Here is an 18072-nt window from a genome sequence, read left to right as displayed (position 1 = left end):
AGTTCTGTGAGTTTTCCATTAAGGTTTTTTCATGTTGGGGGCGGGGCCTACTTGAAGCGGGTTTTGCTTCGGGGGAAGATGAAATGTGACGTGTGCCGACCGGGCCGTTTTGCATAATTATGTTGGTCGGTGCATAATTATTTATTGAATGTGCGGGCGGCTTTCGCACCCGCGTAAACCTACACCAAGGAGACCCATGAAAGAGCGCATCGTCCTGGCCTACTCAGGCGGCCTAGACACCTCAGTTGCTATCGGCTGGATCGGCGAGGCAACTGGAGCCGAAGTTATCGCCGTGGCGGTAGACGTAGGCCAGGGTGGCGAGGACCTTGAGACCATCCGCCAGCGAGCCCTCGACTGCGGCGCTGTTGAAGCCTACGTCGCAGATGCCCGCGACGAGTTCGCCACCGACTACTGCATGCCCGCCCTCAAGGCTAACGCCCTCTACATGGACGCCTACCCCCTGGTATCGGCAGTCTCCCGCCCCGTCATCACCAAGCACCTGGTAGCTGCCGCCAAGCAGTTCGGCGCCACCACCGTTGCCCACGGTTGCACCGGTAAGGGCAACGACCAGGTCCGTTTCGAGGTAGGCATTCAGACCCTGGGTCCCGAGCTCAAGTGCATCGCCCCCGTCCGCGACCTGGCCCTGACCCGCGAGAAGGCTATCGATTACGCAGAGAAGAACAACCTGCCGATCGCCACCACCAAGAAGAACCCCTTCTCTATCGACCAGAACGTCTGGGGCCGTGCGGTTGAAACCGGCTTCCTGGAAGACATCTGGAATGCTCCCACCAAGGACGTCTACGACTACACCGACGACCCCACCTTCGCCCCCACCCCCGACACCGTCGTCATCTCCTTCAAGGAAGGCATCCCCGTTGCCATTGATGGCCAGGCTGTCACCCCCCTTGAAGCTATCGAGATCATGAACCGCCGCGCCGGTGCCCAGGGCATCGGCCGAATCGACATCGTCGAAGACCGCCTGGTGGGCATCAAGTCCCGTGAAATCTACGAGGCCCCCGGCGCTATGGCCCTCATGGCAGCCCACAAGGAACTCGAAAACGTCACCATCGAACGCGAGCAGGCCCGCTTCAAGAAGATGGTCGGCCAGCGCTGGACCGAACTGGTCTACGACGGCCAGTGGTTCTCCCCCCTGAAGAAGTCCCTGGACGCCTTCATCAACGACACCCAGAAGATGGTCAACGGCGATATCCGCATGGACCTGCACGGTGGCCGCGCTGTTGTCACCGGCCGTAAGTCAGATACTTCCCTCTACGACTTCAACCTGGCCACCTACGACGAGGGTGACACCTTCGACCAGTCCATGGCCCGCGGCTTTATCGAAATCTTCGGTATGTCCTCCAAGGTCGCTTCAGCCCGCGACCAGCGCCTGGGCCTCTAATCCCTAGCCCGCTCTTGCCGCCCAACCCCGAGCGTCCTGCCCCTTAGGTTGAGGGGGAGGACGCCGGTGGGCGGCTTTTGCCGTATCCCGCCCGTTTTTTCAACCCGCAAAGGTAACTCTTATGTCAGCTGACAATCACGGTACTAATGATGGCGCCCTCTGGGGTGGCCGCTTCGCTGGTGGCCCTTCTGAGGCTCTTGCTGCCCTGTCTAAATCAACCCAGTTCGACTGGCGTCTAGCCCCCTACGATATTGCTGGCTCCCGCGCCCACGCCCGTGTCTTGGCCAAGGCTGGCTTGCTGACCGAGGACGAGCTGACCGGCATGATTGCAGCCCTTGACCAGCTCGAAGCCGATGTGCGCTCCGGTGCCTACACCCCGGCTGAATCCGATGAGGACGTCCACGGCTCTCTGGAAAAGGGCCTCATTGAACGGGCCGGTGCTGATTTGGGCGGTAAGCTGCGTGCTGGCCGTTCCCGCAATGACCAGATTGCTACCCTGGGCCGCATGTACCTGCGCGATCACGCCTCCATTATCGCCCAGGGCGTCATGGACACGATCGATGCCCTCATCGCCCAGTCCGAGGCCCACCCTTACGCCCCCATGCCCGGCCGTACCCACCTGCAGCACGCCCAGCCCGTCCTGCTCTCCCACCAGCTGCTGGCCCATGCCTGGGCGCTATCCCGCGACCTTGACCGCCTGATTGACTGGGACAAACGCGCCGCTGTCTCCCCCTACGGCTCCGGGGCGCTCGCGGGCTCTTCCCTGGGCTTGGATCCCGAAGCCGTTGCCGCTGATTTGGGCTTCAACTCTGCTACCCACAACTCCATTGACGGCACCGCCTCCCGCGACGTCTATGCCGAGTTCGCCTGGATTGCCGCCATGATCTCGGTGGACCTCTCCCGTATCTCTGAAGAGGTTATTCTCTGGGCTACCAAAGAATTCTCCTTCGTGACCCTGCATGACTCCTTCTCCACCGGCTCATCGATCATGCCGCAGAAGAAGAACCCCGATATCGCTGAACTTGCCCGCGGCAAGGCCGGCCGTTTGATCGGTGATTTGACCGGCCTGCTGGCAACCCTGAAGGCCCTGCCCCTGGCCTACAACCGCGACCTGCAGGAGGATAAGGAACCGGTCTTTGACGCGATTGACCAGCTCGAGGTCCTGCTGCCCGCAGTCTCGGGCATGATTGCTACCCTGACCTTCAACACAGACCGCCTGGCTGAGCTGGCCCCCCAGGGCTTTGCCTTGGCGACGGACGTTGCCGAGTGGCTGGTGCGCGAGGGTGTGCCTTTCCGCGTGGCCCACGAGCTGGCCGGTGAGGCTGTGCGCGTCTGTGAAGAGAAGGACTGCGAGCTGTGGGATTTGACCGACGAAGACTACCTGGCCATTTCCCCGGCCCTGCACGCGGGAGTCCGCGAGGTGCTCACCGTTGAGGGGTCGCTGAATTCTCGTAGCGCCCAGGGCGGCACTGCCCCGTCTGCTGTTGCAGCCCAGCTGGAGGTGCTTAAGAGTGAGCTAGAACCTGCGCGTGCTTTCGCAGCCCGCCCCCAGGTCATCAGCTAGGCTAAGAGCATGATTAAGCCCGTTGATTCTTCCCTGCCCCTTGAGAAGCAGATTCCTGCTGCCTGTGCGCAGATTCAGGACTACCCCAAGGAGGGCATCCTTTTCTACGACGTGACCACCCTTTTTGCTAATCCGCAGGTGTTCCGGGCGTCCATGGAGGAGCTTGCCCGCCGTTTCGAGGGCCAGTTCGATATTGTCGCTGGCGTTGAGGCGCGTGGCTTTTTAATGGCTTCGGCGATTGCCTACATTGCGGGTACCGGCGTCATGACGGTGCGCAAGGCTGGTAAGCTGCCGCGCGATACCTACATGAAGGAATACTCCCTGGAGTATGGCCAGGCTGCGATTGAGATCCATAAGGACGATATCCCGGCAGGTTCTCGTGTGCTGTTGGTGGATGACCTGCTGGCTACCGGTGGCACCTTGGAGGCGGCTACCCATTTGATGAAGATGGCTGACCTTGAGGTGGCTGGTATTGGTGTGCTCTTGGAGCTGGACGGCCTGGGTGGCCGTGCCCTGCTTGAGCCCCACCGCCTGGAGGCCCTGTCTCTGGTCGCTGAGTAGGTTTCTGCCTTTCTACCTCATCTTTTCTGAATCCGCACTGGTGGCTTGCCGCCGGTGCGGATTTTTTTGTGTCCTTTTCTGCTGGCCAGGCCCGTGAGGCCCTACGTTTTCCCCTTGGGTCTTTGGCGCAAACAGCGGGTTTGGTGGGCCTTTAAGGTTCGCGGATGCGGGTCGGGGCAGGGGGTAGTAATGAGCGAGGAGGACGTTCTGTAGCGGTCCAGTTGGTGGAAAAGATTCCGATTGTAGACTCGCTGGATTTTTTCTGAAAATATCCTTGCCAAAGTCGGGGGGGGGGGGGGGTAATTTGGAAGTATCACACATCATCGCACTGCCAATGGGCTGAACTATGAGGCTTATTGTATTCTTTGGAGGAACAATGCAGAATCATATTTCTTCTGTTGCTGGTGGTTTTGTCTCCACAATCCTTTTGAAAAGGTGCTGTTGAAAACTCGATGATATCGCCTGCGAAGATTATATTGTTGAGTTTAATAATAGCGCCTCTCAGCTAGAGGAAACAATCAAAACGTCGACTGAAGAAAATGATTTCTTTGAATGCTTCCTCGGTTATGGTTGGTAGATTTTTATAATTGAATTCAAATATTACTGTGGCTTTTCAGAAGCTGAGTATGGTTTTGGGGAAACATGGAAAAAGCTGGCGTTTCAACCGACTGCTATGCTCAAATAATTAAAGTACGAGGGGTAACTTGTTATGAAACAATATAGGGCTTTATTGTCCACTGCTGTTGTTGCAGCGGTATTATTAACTTCATGTTCAGCTGGGGAATCTAATAATTCCAGCGCAGAATCAAGTTCTTCATCAACTAGCCTAGCCGCTACTTCCACTAATTCTCCGTCCAGTGGTTCATCAACTGAAGGTACTGCGTCTCCATCTTCTACAGGAGCGAGTGGTGGCCAAACTGCTTCAAATGGGAATTTGTCTAGCTTGCTGACTGCAGTGGAATCAGTGGAGAATCTTTCAAACGGGGCCGTGCGGAAATTTTCTGCGTCAGGGTCTATTACCGACTTTAATCAAAACCAGGTATTGATTCTAAATAATAAATCTTCTGTTTCGTATGTAGCAAAGGTTTCCTTGGATAGCGGCGCAGAAGAGCAGAAGATAGATATTTCTGATGCCGAAGTTCCAGAGGGATATCAGCTAATTCAGATATTAGACGCTGCGTTCGTTGGAGATTCCATCGTGCTGAGATACGAAGCAAATGAGGGTGCCGATAAATACAACTCGGGTGAACTTATCAACGCTGTTGCCCAGTTTTCTGCTGATGGTAAGCAGGTAGGAAAGACTATCTTTACTAGGGATAACCCGCTTTCACCTTCTTATGGTAATGCCCCATGGGTTGCAGGCGTCCCTGGGGAATCCATCGTTTTGACAGTTCCAACTGAGCTAAATTTCTCGGATGGGGCTGCGCAGGGAAACGTGGCAATCTTTGAAGGTGGTAAGGAACCTCGGTTCCAGAACCTTCAGGAACCTGAGTTTAGCCAGCCTCACGGTTTGGTTGATGGAACTTTAGTAGCGCTTTCGAGCGAATCTCAGGTGCCAGGTATGGTTTCCTCAACTCAGGTTGGCGAAGATAGCTACATTACCTTAAAAAAGTTGACCCATTTTCTGGTAAATCAAGCTAACTATGCAGATCCATCGTCAGGGAGCGAATTGCCAATTCCTCGAAATCGTACTTCCTTGGCACAGCCAGATTACGTGAATGGATACTGGTGCGATCAAGCTGGCAAGGTTTATGACCTAACGACTGGTGAAAGCCTAGACTATGGCGATGTTGTATGTGACGCTGTTACAGAGGATGGAACGGTGCTAGGGCGTAAGGGGAGTAAATCTTTGCCAGTTATTATTACAAAAGATGGAACCATAATTGATTTGCCGTCAGAAATTCGTGGCGCAGGCTTTATAAGCTCTAAATACTTTATTAGTGGGTCAGAAATCTATCAGTATTCAATCGAAAAGTAGTGAAACCTATGTCTGAACAAAATCAAAATAATTCATCTCAGTCACATCCTAATCCCAATCAGCAGGCTCCTCAGTTTCAGGAACCAATGGTTGACGCCTTTGGAAATCAGATTCCTTTTGATGCTAAGTCAAGCGTATCAACCATGAACTACCTGTCAATTTTGTTTGGCATTATTCCGGCATTCTTTTACTGGCTTTCCAACAAGGATAAGCCTGGATACGGATTTGTGAGAGTTAGTGCTGCAAATACTTTCAACTTTGCTTTGCTTGTTGTGATCGTAAATACGGTACTTGTCTTCATCCCCTTTGTTGGATGGATATGTGCTCTCGGTTTCTGGATTTTTGCGATTACTCGCTATGTTAAGGCTGCCTCTGAGGCTAAGCGTGGCATGATTGCAACTTTTCCGATAAAGATTCCAGTATTGAGCTAGAAGCGCATACTGAGTTTCCCTGGCCTGGTTTTTTGTGAAACCAGGCCAGGCTATTTTTATGCCTTGTTTAGATGTGCTGAGTTGTGCTCTTTTTTGATGCTTACTTGGAGCTTGCCTTGCGCAATCTTCACCGAAGCCTTGTGGCGGGCTGTTGATTGTCAGCCCTCATGAGAGATCTGAGTGTCCGGTTCTGTGAGGTGTGCTGTCCATATGCTGAGTGCTCAAGATGACCTGCCAGTTGTACAATGGGTTGTACAAGAAAGGTTGTGCGGTATGAAAACTATGACGTACTCAGAATCCCGTGCCCGCTATGCAGAGGTTATGGAATCTGTTATCAATGACCGTGAGGAAGTGGTCATTACGAGGGTGGGGCATGATCCTGTTGTCATGCTGTCCTTGGAAGATTACGAGTCCCTTAAAGAAGCTGCTTATCTCACGCGCTCTCCCCAGAACGCTCGTAGAATTTCAGAGTCGATTGCACGACTTAAGGCTGGGCTGGGGGAGGAGCATCAGCTGATTGAAGAGTAAGCCATGAAGATTGTGTGGGATGAGAACGCCTGGGAGGATTACCTCTGGTGGCAACAGCAGGACCGCAAGATCCTTAAGCGTATTAATTTGCTGATTAAAGATATTGCCCGGAACGGGCATAGGGGCATAGGCAAACCGGAGGCCCTTAAGCATGATTGGTCTGGGTTTTGGTCGCGGCGGATTACAGATGAGCACCGGCTCATTTATGCGATCACAGATTCCTCCATTTTGATTGCCGCCTGTAGATACCACTACTCCTAGGGAGCTTGACGGTGTCAGGCTCTATGCTGACTGGACGCAGACTATCAGTGTTGGGAACTTTAGCTGTACTGGAAACGAACGAATGAGCCCTGTTACCGGCACGACGGTAAGGTGTTTTGACCCGGTAAGCGGTGGCTATATTCACGAACGTTTGGGTGTAGAGCCGATTCCTGGCTATATCGCTGAGCCTCATTCATTTTATGTTGGGCAGGAGGATTCTGATTTCTACTATGCGTGGTCCTCTGACCTTACAACTGGCAATCTAGCTTGTGGGACACGATCTGGTATAGATATGACCTGAGAAGTTCTTCTTTTCCTGTCAGCCTCAGGCGGCAGACACTATGCGATGTGTGGGAGAAAAAGGTACAGGCTTCACCATTTCACCTGACGGCGTGACTCAGCCTTAGTAGCTGGGGAGCGCTTGGTTTTTTGTGGACGCTCCTGTCTACCTGCCCCTCCTGTGGGGCTGGTGGGTGGGGGCGTTTTTGTGGTTTTTGGGGCGGACGGACGCGTCCCTGGGGAGGGTAAATGGGCAGGTGAGGAGGGCTTTGGGTGGCTTCTCACCTGCCTAAGCGTGTTCGGACAAGGGGTGCTTTTCTTGGGGAAATGCTGGCTGGAATCCTAACTGACCGTGTGGTCAAACTGACGGTGCAGTTTTGCATGTATGGGTTGACCGCGGGGGGGGGGGGGGTACCTGTATGGTGAAACATGCAGGGAGTATCTTGCGAATCATAATGGTCGGGTTTCTGCGGTCGCAGCAGAACCCGGAAGACCCCCTGCGGGGTCAGCCCCTCGGGGGTCTTTTCCATTAGGGGAACTCATTCGCTTGTCCCCCCTTCCTGCATTAACTCGACATCAATTTTAGAGAAGGTTTATTTACCCTTGACTAAGAGCAACTCAAAGAAGCGTGCTAGCCAGAAGGTTTTTTCTGGTGCTGCCCTGTTTAGTCTTGCCCTGGGTGCTTCAATTTCTGCAGTGCCCGTAACTGTTCCTCAAGCCTATGCCGTTGAGAACATTGATTACACCAGCCCCCAGGCGATGGAAGGTGTCACCGGTAGCTGGTACCTGCCCGAAAACACCGGCGCTGTAGGTACCACCAAAGAACGCCTGGAAGCTGCTGCAGGCCAGGCTTACGTTAAAATCAATGAGACTGTTGTTCCTGCAGGGTATATCACTGACCCAGTGGACGGCCGTGAGACCTTCGGCATTGTTCTGCTTGATGAACTGAACGACGATAACGCTGACTTCAATGAGCGTAATGGCGTTAACTACTACGTCCTTTACTCATTTGACCGCGCTGTAGGTTCAGGTACTGTCTATGCTTCTGTTGTCAATAAAGACACCAACGAAATTGTAAATACCTTTACGCTCCAAGAAGGCGATTCTGTCTCGCTGGGTCTGGCCGATGCTACTAACCCAGCGTACGGAAATGATTTCTACACGCTTACTTATAAGTCTGCAAATGCTAGTGGAACAGCAGGTTCTCCGTCTATGTTCCTTGAGCCTGCTGCAAAGTCTGAAGCCAACTTCAGTACAATTATTTTCAGCAGTACCTCTCTGAATGCAGCAGGAAGAACTGCAAACGAAATCAATATTAATATTCCTGTTGTTTCAACCCAGACCTCCTCCTACAAGGTTGTAGGAACAGAAAAACTGCTGGCCCGTTACACCCAGGAGGGTGGCTACACCGGTGATACCTATTCCATCGCTGGATTTGTAGAATTCGATAAATACGAACTGGTACAGTCTCCGGTCTCTTCTTCTGATAATCAAATTTTGGCCAACGACTATGAGCTTGGTGTTAACGATGTTCGTACGGTCAATAACACCCGTCGTTACCGCACAATTGTTGATCCTGACGGCACCATGGTTATGTCGGTCTACTATCTGAATCCGTTGAGCCCTAATGCTGCGGCTTTGAACAAAACCACCGATAATAACGCCGGCGAGTTGGGTACTGACTGGATTTTGATGTATGAATCAAAACCTCTTGCCCCTGGCGACTGGAATACTACGCCCTCAGATCCGATCGTTCATTCCTGGAAGCTGAACGGGGTCGACTACAGCTATCGAGCAGTCGTCAGTGGCGCCGATAATACCCCTGAGTTCGGTCTTCTGGATACTTCTAAAGGCTTAGCTTCAAACCCGAATTTCGCTCTGGTTGCTACTGACCAGAATCCCTCTAAGGCTGTTGGGATTGATGATTTCCGAATCGGTATGCAGCAATGGAACATCAACAACCCCTACGCCCTGAACGAGCAGCACGTCACCTACTGGTACGCTCCCAAGGGTGACATCAACGTCTACTACGTCGATGAAAAGGGTAACGAGATTCAGGCCAAGAGCGACCTGACCATTGGCGACAAGACTGACTACTACGACACCAACACCGCCTACGACACCACCACCGTCAAGCCCCAGTTCATCACTGCAGCTGACGGCAAGGTCTACGAGTACGTAAAGGTCGATACCGACGGCCTACGTCCTGTCACCGAAGGCAATGAGGGCAAAGACGAACACGGTCGCTCCTACGCTCTTGCAACCAGCGAGACCGGCACCGTCCAGCAGAACACCGTCCAGGAGCTGACCTACGTCTACAAGGAAGTCAAGTCCTCCGTCAAAGTCAACTACATTGACACCGAAGGAAACATCCTCAAGGACCCCGTCTATGACACCGAAAATGCTTCTGTTGGGTCGCGCTACAACACAGCCGACGACAACAAGCCCAACGAAATTATTGTTGACGGCGTCAAGTACGTCCTTGTGCCCTCCCTGACGGAAGGCCTCGAAGAAGGCACCGTAGTTAAGGATCCCACCGCGGTCACCTACGTCTACCAGAAGGTAGCCAGCTGGATCCCCCAGATTCCGGGTGTTCCTGCAGGTGAAGAGCCCAAGATTGAGTACCCCTTCGATCCTGAAAACCCGGATCAGCCCATCACCCCCACCCCGGATAACGTCATTCCTTACGTTCCCGGCTACACTCCCGTTGACCCCAACACCAACGAGCCCCTCGTTCCTGTTGACCCCAACGACGAGTCCAAGGGCTACATCCCCCCGACCACCACTACCCCCGGTAACGACACCTACATTCCCTATGTAGAGAAGGACCGCGGATCAGTCGTCGTCAACTACATCGACACCAACGGCAACATCATCCAGGCCCCCGTGACCGATGAAAACTCTGTCTACGTAGGCACCCCCTACGACACCACCGACCAGAAGCAGGACACCATCAAGGTGACCAACCCTGACGGTAGTGAAACCGAGTACCGCCTGGTCCGTACCGAAGGTACTGAAACCGGTGAAGTCGTCGAAGGCGTAACTTCCGTTACCTACGTCTACGAAAAGGTTGAGTACGGCACCGTCGTCGTCAACTACGTCGATACCAACGGCACCGTCATCAAGGATCAGGTCGAAGACACCCCCCGCACCGAAACCGGCGCTGGCTACGACACCACCGACAACAAGCCTGCCGAAATCACTACTGAAGACGGCTCCCGCTACGTCCTGGTTCCCTCAGAGACCAAGGGCGCCGAGACCGGCTCCGTTGTCGCAGGTGAAACCGCTGTCACCTACGTCTACCAGAAGGTAGCCAACTGGATCCCCGTGATTCCTGATGTTCCCGCTGAAGAGCGTCCGGTGATCCCTTACCCCTTCGATCCCACCAACCCGGATGCCCCCATCGTCCCCGGTGACGGCAACGTTATTCCTTACGTTCCCGGTTACACCCCTGAGGATCCCAACACCGGCGAGCCCCTGAAGCCCGTCGATCCTGAGGATCCCTCAAAGGGTTACATCCCCCCGACACCTTCCAACCCCGGTGAAAACACCATCATCACCTACGTGAAGGACCAGGGCTCAGTCGTCGTCAAGTACGTCGATGAGGCCAATACCGATATCGAGATTCAGGCACCTGCCACCGATACCGCTACCACCGACGTCTTGGACGCCGACGGCAACCCCGTCTCCTACGACACCACCGATCTCAAGCCCGAGACCATCACCACCGCTGATGGAACCGTCTACGAGCTCGTCCCCACCAAGACCATCGGTGCCGAAACCGGCAACCTGGTCAAGGGTGAAACCGTGGTCACCTACGTCTACACCAAGGTCGAAACCGGTTCAGTTACCGTCAAGTACACCGACCTTGAAGGCAACGAAATCTCTGCCCCTGTGGTTGATACCGCAGCAGGTACCCGTACCGGTACCTCCTACGACACCACCGACCAGATCAAGCAGACCATTACTACCGCAGACGGTAAGGTCTACGAGCTGGTCCCCAACCTGACTAAGGGCGACGAGACCGGCACCGTCACCAACGGTGAAACCGTTGTCACCTATGTCTACCGTGAGGTCACCCCCGCTGTTGCCACAGGCGACGTCCTGGTCCACTACCAGGATGCTGAGGGCAACGCCATCAAGACCTCCGTCCTGGACACCAACAACGCCGAGGTTGGTACCGGCTACGACACCACCGACAACAAGCCTGAAACCATCATCACCACCGATGGCAGCAAGTACGTCCTGGTGCCCTCCAAGACCCAGGGTGCTGAGACCGGTGACGTTGTTGAAGGCCTGACCGAGGTTACCTACGTCTACCAGAAGGTTGCTAACTGGATTCCGCAGATCCCCGGTGTTCCCGCTGATGAGCTGCCTCAGATTCCTTACCCCTTCGATCCCACCACCCCGGATCAGCCTGTGGTTCCCGGTGACGGCCAGGTCATTCCTTACGTTCCCGGTTACACCCCTGAGGATCCCAATACCGGTGAGCCCCTGAAGCCCGTCGATCCTGAGAATCCCTCAAAGGGTTACATCCCGCCGACCACTAATACCCCCGGTGTGGATACCCTGATTCCTTACGTGAAGAAGCAGGGCTCAGTTGTCGTCAAGTACGTCAACACCGCTGGTGAGACCATCAAGGCAACCGTTACCGATACCGCTGACGCTGCTGTTGGTACCGCCTACGACACCACCGATAACAAGCCCGAAAGCATCATGCTTGCAGACGGTACCCGCTACGTGCTGGTTCCCTCCAAGACCCAGGGCGCTGAGACCGGTGACGTTGTTGAAGGCACCACCACCGTCACCTACGTCTACCAGAAGGTCGCTAACTGGATCCCCGTGATTCCTGATGTTCCCGCTGAAGAGCGTCCGGTGATCCCTTACCCCTTCGATCCCACCAACCCGGATGCCCCCATCGTCCCCGGTGACGGCAACGTTATTCCTTACGTTCCCGGTTACACCCCTGAGGATCCCAACACCGGCGAGCCCCTGAAGCCTGTCGATCCTGAGGATCCCTCAAAGGGTTACATCCCGCCGACCACTAACACCCCCGGCGTGGATACCCTCATTCCTTACGTCAAGAATGAGGAGCCCCCGGTAGAGGTCAAGGTCGGTAGCGTCGTGGTTCACTTCCAGGACACCGAGGGCAACACCCTCAAGTCCTCAACCACCCTGGTTTCTGAGTCCCCTGTCGGCGGTAACTACAACACCACCGGCACCAAGACCGAGGAAATCATCACCGCTGACGGTACCCGTTACGTCCTGGTCCCCACTAAGACCATCGGTAACGAAACCGGCGAGGTTGTTGAAGGCACCACCGAAATCACCTACATCTACCAGAAGGTAGCTAACTGGATTCCGCAGATCCCCGGTGTTCCCGCCGATGAGCTGCCCCAGATTCCTTACCCCTTCGATCCCACCAACCCGGATTCACCTATTGTCCCCGGTGACGGCAACGTGATTCCTTACGTTCCCGGTTACACCCCTGAGGATCCCAACACCGGCGAGCCCCTGAAGCCCGTCGATCCTGAGGATCCCTCAAAGGGTTACATCCCGCCGACCACTAACACCCCCGGTGTGGACACCCTCATTCCTTACGTCAAGGACGAGCCTGGCACCCCTGATGCCAAGACCGGTACCGTCAAGGTGACCTACAAGGACGTTGATGGCAACCCCATCCCCGGCCTGAACCCCGTCACTGACACCCTGGACGGCGTAGTCGGTACTGACTACTCCACCAAGGACCACAAGGTCACCGAGGTAACCCTGGAAGACGGTACCCGTTACGTCCTGGTTCCCTCCCTGACTGAAGGTGCTGAGGACGGCCAGGTTGTCGAGGGTGAAACTGTAGTCACCTACGTCTACCAGAAGGTTGCTAACTGGATTCCGCAGCTTCCCGACGTACCTGTCGAGGACCTGCCCAAGATTCCTTACCCCTTCGATCCCACCAAGCCGGGTCAGCCTGTGGTTCCCGGTGACGGCCAGGTCATTCCTTATGTACCCGGTTACACCCCTGAGGATCCCATCACCGGCGAGCCCCTGAAGCCTGTCGATCCTGAGGATCCCTCAAAGGGTTACATCCCGCCGACCACTACCACCCCCGGTGTGGATACCCTGATTCCTTACGTGAAGGATGACCCCAAGGATCCCACCCCGGTAGATCCGTCTGAGCCCGGTGAGCCGACTGAACCTACTCAGCCGACTGAGCCCACTCAGCCCACCCCGGTTGATCCCACCAACCCGGCTGATCCCGGTATTCCCAACCAGCCCATTACCCCGGCTGATCCTACCGATCCTGCCCAGCCCTCTGACCCGGCTAACCCCGGCAACGGTGGCAACACTGGCGGTAATACCGGTGGCAACACCGGCGGTTCAACCGGCGGTAACACTGGTGGCAACACTGGCGGTTCAACTGGTTCAACCGGCGGCAACACCGGTGGTTCAACCGGCACCTCAACCGGTTCAACCAAGAGCACTCCTGCTCCCAAGGCCAACTCCGGTAGCCTGGCTAACACCGGTGCTGAGGTTGGTGCCCTTGCCGGTGCTGGTGCCCTCCTGCTGGGCCTTGGCGCCGTCCTGACCCGTCGTGGCCGTCGCAAGAAGGATTCTGAGTAATCAGATTCCGCAGGGCAAGCCCTAGCTAGTAGCTAGCTGGCCCCAGTGACGTATGAAGCCCCCGGTTTCTTCCCCTCTTGAAGGGGAGGGAACCGGGGGCTTTGTCGTGTTTGCCTCTTTCTTTCGCCGGGGGCTGCCTGGGGTATAGAATAGAGGGCTTGAATTATCCGCGATGAAGGGTGCCCTCTTGTCCGAGAACACAGCCGCAACCGGCGACCAGACCGCAACTGATAGCGTCTACGAGGCCCAGCTTGCAGGTGAACGGGCCTATGTGAGCAGGCTCTATGCCCGCCTGGATGAGCTGAGAGACATTAACGAAAAAAAGCTCAAGAGTACCCGCAAGAACCAGGCTGTCGGTAGCCACCAGAACCGGTCTGAGCGGGACGCCTACGCCCAGCATTACGAGGACCGTCTAGCCCAGTACAATGCGGTTGACCACCGCCTGGCTTTTGGCCGGCTGGACCTAGACGGAGACGTCGTCCGCTACATTGGGCGAATCGGCCTGGCCACTGAGACCCATGAGCGTTTGCTGATTGACTGGCGGGCCCCCGAGGCTGGCACCTTCTACCAGGCCACCGCCTTTAACCGGCAGGGGGTGCGCCGTCGTCGCCACCTCATGCTAGAGCGCCGGGAGGTTACCGGGTTTGAGGATGACGTGCTTGATCCAACCATGCTGACCGAGGGCGAGGAAAGCCTGCACGGAGAAGGTGCCCTGCTCGCAGCCCTTAACCGGAAGCGCACCGGCCGGATGGGCGATATTGTGGCTACCATCCAGGCTGAGCAGGACGCTATCATCCGCGCTGATTTGGCGGGCGTCCGCGTCGTGCAGGGCGGGCCTGGCACCGGTAAGACCGCTGTGGCCCTGCACCGGGCCGCCTACCTGCTCTATACCTTCCGGGAACGGCTCAATAACGCCGGTGTGCTGGTGGTGGGCCCTTCGGCCTCCTTCATGTGGTACATCGAACGCGTGCTGCCCTCCCTGGGCGAGACCGGCGTGGTCATGTCTTCCCTGGCTACGCTTTACCCCGGTATTAAGGCTGTTGCCGAGACCGACCCCGCCGTTGCCAAAGTCAAGGGCGATTTACGCATGGCCGAGGTTATCAAAAAGGCTGTAGCTGACCGCCAGAAGATTCCGGCTCAACCCATTAAGATGTACGTTGAATCGACGCCCATCGTCTTGACCCCCGGCATGGTCAAGCACGCCCGCAACACGGCGCGTTCAACGGGCAAACCCCATAATGAGGCCCGGGAAACCTTTGTGAAGATCCTCTTGAAGGAACTCACTGCCCAGCTCAACGAGAAGCTGGACGCTGCGGCAGGCCGCCCGGTGGATCGCCCCTACCTGGAGGATGACGTCCGCGCCTCCCTGGACGTCCGCCGCGCCCTGAACCTGCACTGGCTGCCCCTGGCCCCGGAAACCCTGGTGCGGTCCCTCTTTGCGAAGCCGCAGTACCTGCAGAGTGCAACTGCCGGTATTTTGTCCGAGGCTGAGCGAGATCTGCTGGCCCGTCCTTCCTCCCTGCCCTTTACCGAGGCGGACGTCCCCCTGCTGGATGAAGCAGCTGAGCTCTTGGGCGATTTTTCCCAGGTGGCGGGTGCGGCCGCTGCCGCCCGGGCTGAGGCTGACCACCAGGCTAATCTGGAGAACGCCCGCAAGGCCCTGGAAAATGTTGACCAGCAGTTGGCTGATATGGGTGTGGACGGCGTGGTGACGGCTGAGCAGATTGCTGAGCTGAACGAAGAGCGCGGCGAACGGATGACTGCCGCCCGCGCTGCCCAGGCTGACCGTACCTGGGCTTACGGGCATGTGGTGGTGGACGAGGCCCAGGAGCTTTCCCCCATGCAGTGGCGGCTGCTCATGCGCCGCTGCCCCATGAAGTCCTTTACGATTGTGGGCGATATTGCCCAGGCGTCGTCGGCTGCTGCTTCCCGGTCGTGGGCCCAGGCCCTTGAGCCCTTCGTGGGGGAGCGGTTTACCCTGGACGAGCTGACCGTCAACTACCGTACCCCCGCCCAGATTTCGGACGCGGCCGTGGCGGTTGCCCGTGCTGCTGGCCTGGATATTTCTGCCCCCCGCGCGGTGCGTGAGGGCAAGTGGGCGCCGTCCGTCCGTGTTGTGGGTGAGGACGGCCTCTACCCGGCTGTGGTGCAGACTGTCAGCGAGGAGCTGGCCCACCCTGGCGGCGGTTTGATTGGTGTGATTGTGTCTGAGGAGCGCTACCGGCAGACTGCCCTGGCGATTGCTGCTGAGCACCGGGGCAAGCTGGGTACTTCGGCCTCTGCCCTGGAGCACCAGGTGCTGATTCTGACTCCTTGGGAGGCCAAGGGCCTGGAGTTTGACACCGTAATTATCGTTGAGCCTGCTGACCTGGTGCAGGCGGCCAACGGTTCGGTGGGGGATTTGTATGTGTCCATGACCCGCCCCACCCAGCGTTTGCACCTGCTGGCCTCCCGTCAGCTTCCGGCCGGTCTTACTCCCACCGAGTAGATTCGTGGGTCTAATCCGTCAGGACGCCGCCCCTCCTTTCCTGCCTCCTGGCAGGTAGGGGAGGGGGGCGTCCTTCTCTTATCTCTCAATCAGAGAACATGGGTTGGCTTGTATCTGTGTGGTGGAGGGGAGCTGGTACGGTTGTAGGTGGTAATTGGTTTACCGTATTTGTTCGTATCTAACCAGGAGTAACCGTGTCTGAAGAGACTCTTGCAGCTCAGCACAACGATGATTCCTTTGAGAATATCTGGCAGGAATTGAAGTGGCGTGGCTTTGTCCATGTCAGCACAGATGAAGAGGCCCTTGAAAAGGCGCTGGCTGAAGAGACTGTGAACTTCTATATCGGTTACGATCCCACCGCAGCTTCCTTGCACCTGGGCCACCTGGTGCAGCTGCTGCTCATGCGTCGTTTGCAGTTGGCTGGTCACCGCCCCTTTGGCCTGGTCGGTGGTGCAACCGGTTTGATTGGTGATCCTCGTCAGACCTCTGAGCGTGTGCTGAATTCCCGCGACGTGGTGGAGGGCTGGGTAACCCGTCTGCGTGGCCAGATTGAACGTTTCTTGTCCTTTGAGGGCGAGAACGGGGCCCAGATGGTCAACAACCTGGACTGGACCAGTGAGCTGTCTGCTATCGATTTTCTGCGTGAGATCGGTAAGAACTTCCGCGTGGGCACCATGATTAAGAAAGAGATCGTGGCTAAGCGCCTCAACTCTGACGAGGGTATCTCTTACACCGAGTTCTCCTACCAGATTCTGCAGGGCAATGACTTCCTTGAGCTTAACCGCCGCCACAACGTCACCCTACAGTGTGGTGGCTCCGATCAGTGGGGCAACCTGACCAGCGGCACCGAGTTGGTCCGTAAGGTCACCGGCAAGTCCGTTCATGCTCTGGGCACTCCGCTGATTACTAATTCTGACGGCACCAAGTTCGGTAAGTCTGAGGGCAACGCTATTTGGCTGGATCCTGAGATGTGCTCACCTTACGCTTTCTACCAGTTCTGGTTGAACACTGCTGATGCTGACGTGGCGGACCGTCTTAAGGTCTTTACTTTCAAGACCCGCGATGAGATCGCTGCCCTGCAGAAGTCTGTAGAAGAAGAACCCTTCAAGCGCCTTGCCCAGAAGACCCTGGCCTACGAGGTGACTTCTTTGGTTCACGGTGTTGAGGCTACCGAGAAGGTGATTGCTGCGTCTGAGGCTCTCTTCGGTAAGGGTGACTTTGCTGCCCTGGACGAAGCGACCCTAGTGGCTGCCACCGCTGAGCTGCCCCATGCTGTACTCACCCGGGATCAGCTGGACATGGTGACCGTGCTGACCGAGACCGGCCTGTCGGCTTCTAAGTCTGAGGCCCGCCGCACCCTGAAGGAGGGTGGCGCAGCCATTAACAATGTCAAGGTTCAGGGCGAGGACGCCGTCTTGGCTGAGGCTGACTTGCTGTTGGGCAAGTACGCTGTGATTCGCCGAGGCAAGAAGAACATGGCTGTTGTTGAGGTAGCCTAACTTGTAAAAAGCGCTCTCCCACGGTGGTGGGGGAGCGCTTTTTCCATGGAGGACGCCTGTTCTCAGGGAATCTGAAAAAAGTTTAGAAAAAATTTACTTGGCTTTCACTAGGGAAAATACTGGTTTTTACCTGTGTTTTGGTGGGATTTGAGCGAAAAATGATGCCAAACGGCTTGCGTTCCCATAAAAACCTGCGTAGAGTATTACGAGTCGCCGCGGCAAGGGAAACCAAGCCAAGGCAATCTAATCGAATAGCGCACCACAAGTTGAGCAGTAAGCTCCAAGTTCTGATGAACTGGTTTTCGGGGATTGAAACAAGGTTTCAAACTAAAGAAAAGAGCTTGTGGCTATCGTCACGCTCTGATAACTTGCGAGACGGTGGAAAGCTGAGATAAGATATTCAAGTTGCCAAAACGAGGCGACGATAACTGAGAATGACCGATACGAAACACCGGCCAGTGTTTAT

The 18072-nt window shown here is 55.9% G+C and carries 10 protein-coding genes and 1 pseudogene; all 11 read left to right on the top strand.

The features are described from left to right. Positions 1-196 precede the first annotated feature (196 nt). The 11 genes and pseudogenes from ACMXX3_RS03590 (at position 197) to tyrS (ending at position 17606) form a co-directional block, all read left to right on the top strand. Entirely contained in the window at positions 197-1399 is a 1203-nt protein-coding gene (locus ACMXX3_RS03590) for an argininosuccinate synthase (RefSeq protein WP_421083397.1), read from the top strand. A 121-nt stretch (positions 1400-1520) separates the two neighbouring features. Next, a complete protein-coding gene (gene argH, locus ACMXX3_RS03585; protein WP_421083396.1) occupies positions 1521-2963 on the top strand; it encodes an argininosuccinate lyase in 1443 nt (480 codons plus the stop codon). 9 nt (positions 2964-2972) lie between these two features. Then, positions 2973-3524 carry an adenine phosphoribosyltransferase gene (locus ACMXX3_RS03580; RefSeq protein ID WP_237189579.1) on the top strand — a complete coding sequence of 184 codons (552 nt, stop codon included), beginning with the start codon at positions 2973-2975 and terminating at the stop codon, positions 3522-3524. A 709-nt stretch (positions 3525-4233) separates the two neighbouring features. Next, positions 4234-5502: a hypothetical protein gene (locus ACMXX3_RS03575; protein ID WP_421083395.1), complete on the top strand. Its 1269-nt coding sequence runs from the start codon at positions 4234-4236 to the stop codon at positions 5500-5502. Positions 5503-5510: 8 nt separating this feature from the next. Beyond that, positions 5511-5933, top strand: coding sequence for a DUF4870 domain-containing protein (locus tag ACMXX3_RS03570; protein WP_421083394.1), 423 nt, complete (start codon positions 5511-5513; stop codon positions 5931-5933). A 273-nt stretch (positions 5934-6206) separates the two neighbouring features. Beyond that, a complete protein-coding gene (locus ACMXX3_RS03565; RefSeq protein ID WP_237208296.1) occupies positions 6207-6461 on the top strand; it encodes a type II toxin-antitoxin system Phd/YefM family antitoxin in 255 nt (84 codons plus the stop codon). 3 nt (positions 6462-6464) lie between these two features. Next, positions 6465-6722, top strand: a complete 258-nt coding sequence (locus tag ACMXX3_RS03560) for a Txe/YoeB family addiction module toxin (protein ID WP_421083393.1) — start codon at positions 6465-6467, stop codon at positions 6720-6722. 1038 nt (positions 6723-7760) lie between these two features. Further along, positions 7761-11060 (top strand): annotated as a pseudogene (locus ACMXX3_RS03555) (MucBP domain-containing protein); the annotation flags it as partial. A gap of 78 nt (positions 11061-11138) precedes the next feature. After that, positions 11139-13619: a MucBP domain-containing protein gene (locus ACMXX3_RS03550; protein WP_421083580.1), complete on the top strand. Its 2481-nt coding sequence runs from the start codon at positions 11139-11141 to the stop codon at positions 13617-13619. Positions 13620-13806: 187 nt separating this feature from the next. Continuing rightward, entirely contained in the window at positions 13807-16107 is a 2301-nt protein-coding gene (locus ACMXX3_RS03545; protein ID WP_421083392.1) for a HelD family protein, read from the top strand. A gap of 194 nt (positions 16108-16301) precedes the next feature. Then, positions 16302-17606 carry a tyrosine--tRNA ligase gene (gene tyrS / locus ACMXX3_RS03540; protein WP_421083391.1) on the top strand — a complete coding sequence of 435 codons (1305 nt, stop codon included), beginning with the start codon at positions 16302-16304 and terminating at the stop codon, positions 17604-17606. Positions 17607-18072 lie beyond the last annotated feature (466 nt).

It is taken from the genome of Rothia nasimurium, assembly GCF_049068285.1.
GTDB classification, from domain to species: domain Bacteria; phylum Actinomycetota; class Actinomycetes; order Actinomycetales; family Micrococcaceae; genus Rothia; species Rothia nasimurium_I.
The sequence above is the reverse complement of the archived record's forward strand: the minus strand, read 5'-3'. Positions and strand labels throughout refer to the sequence as shown.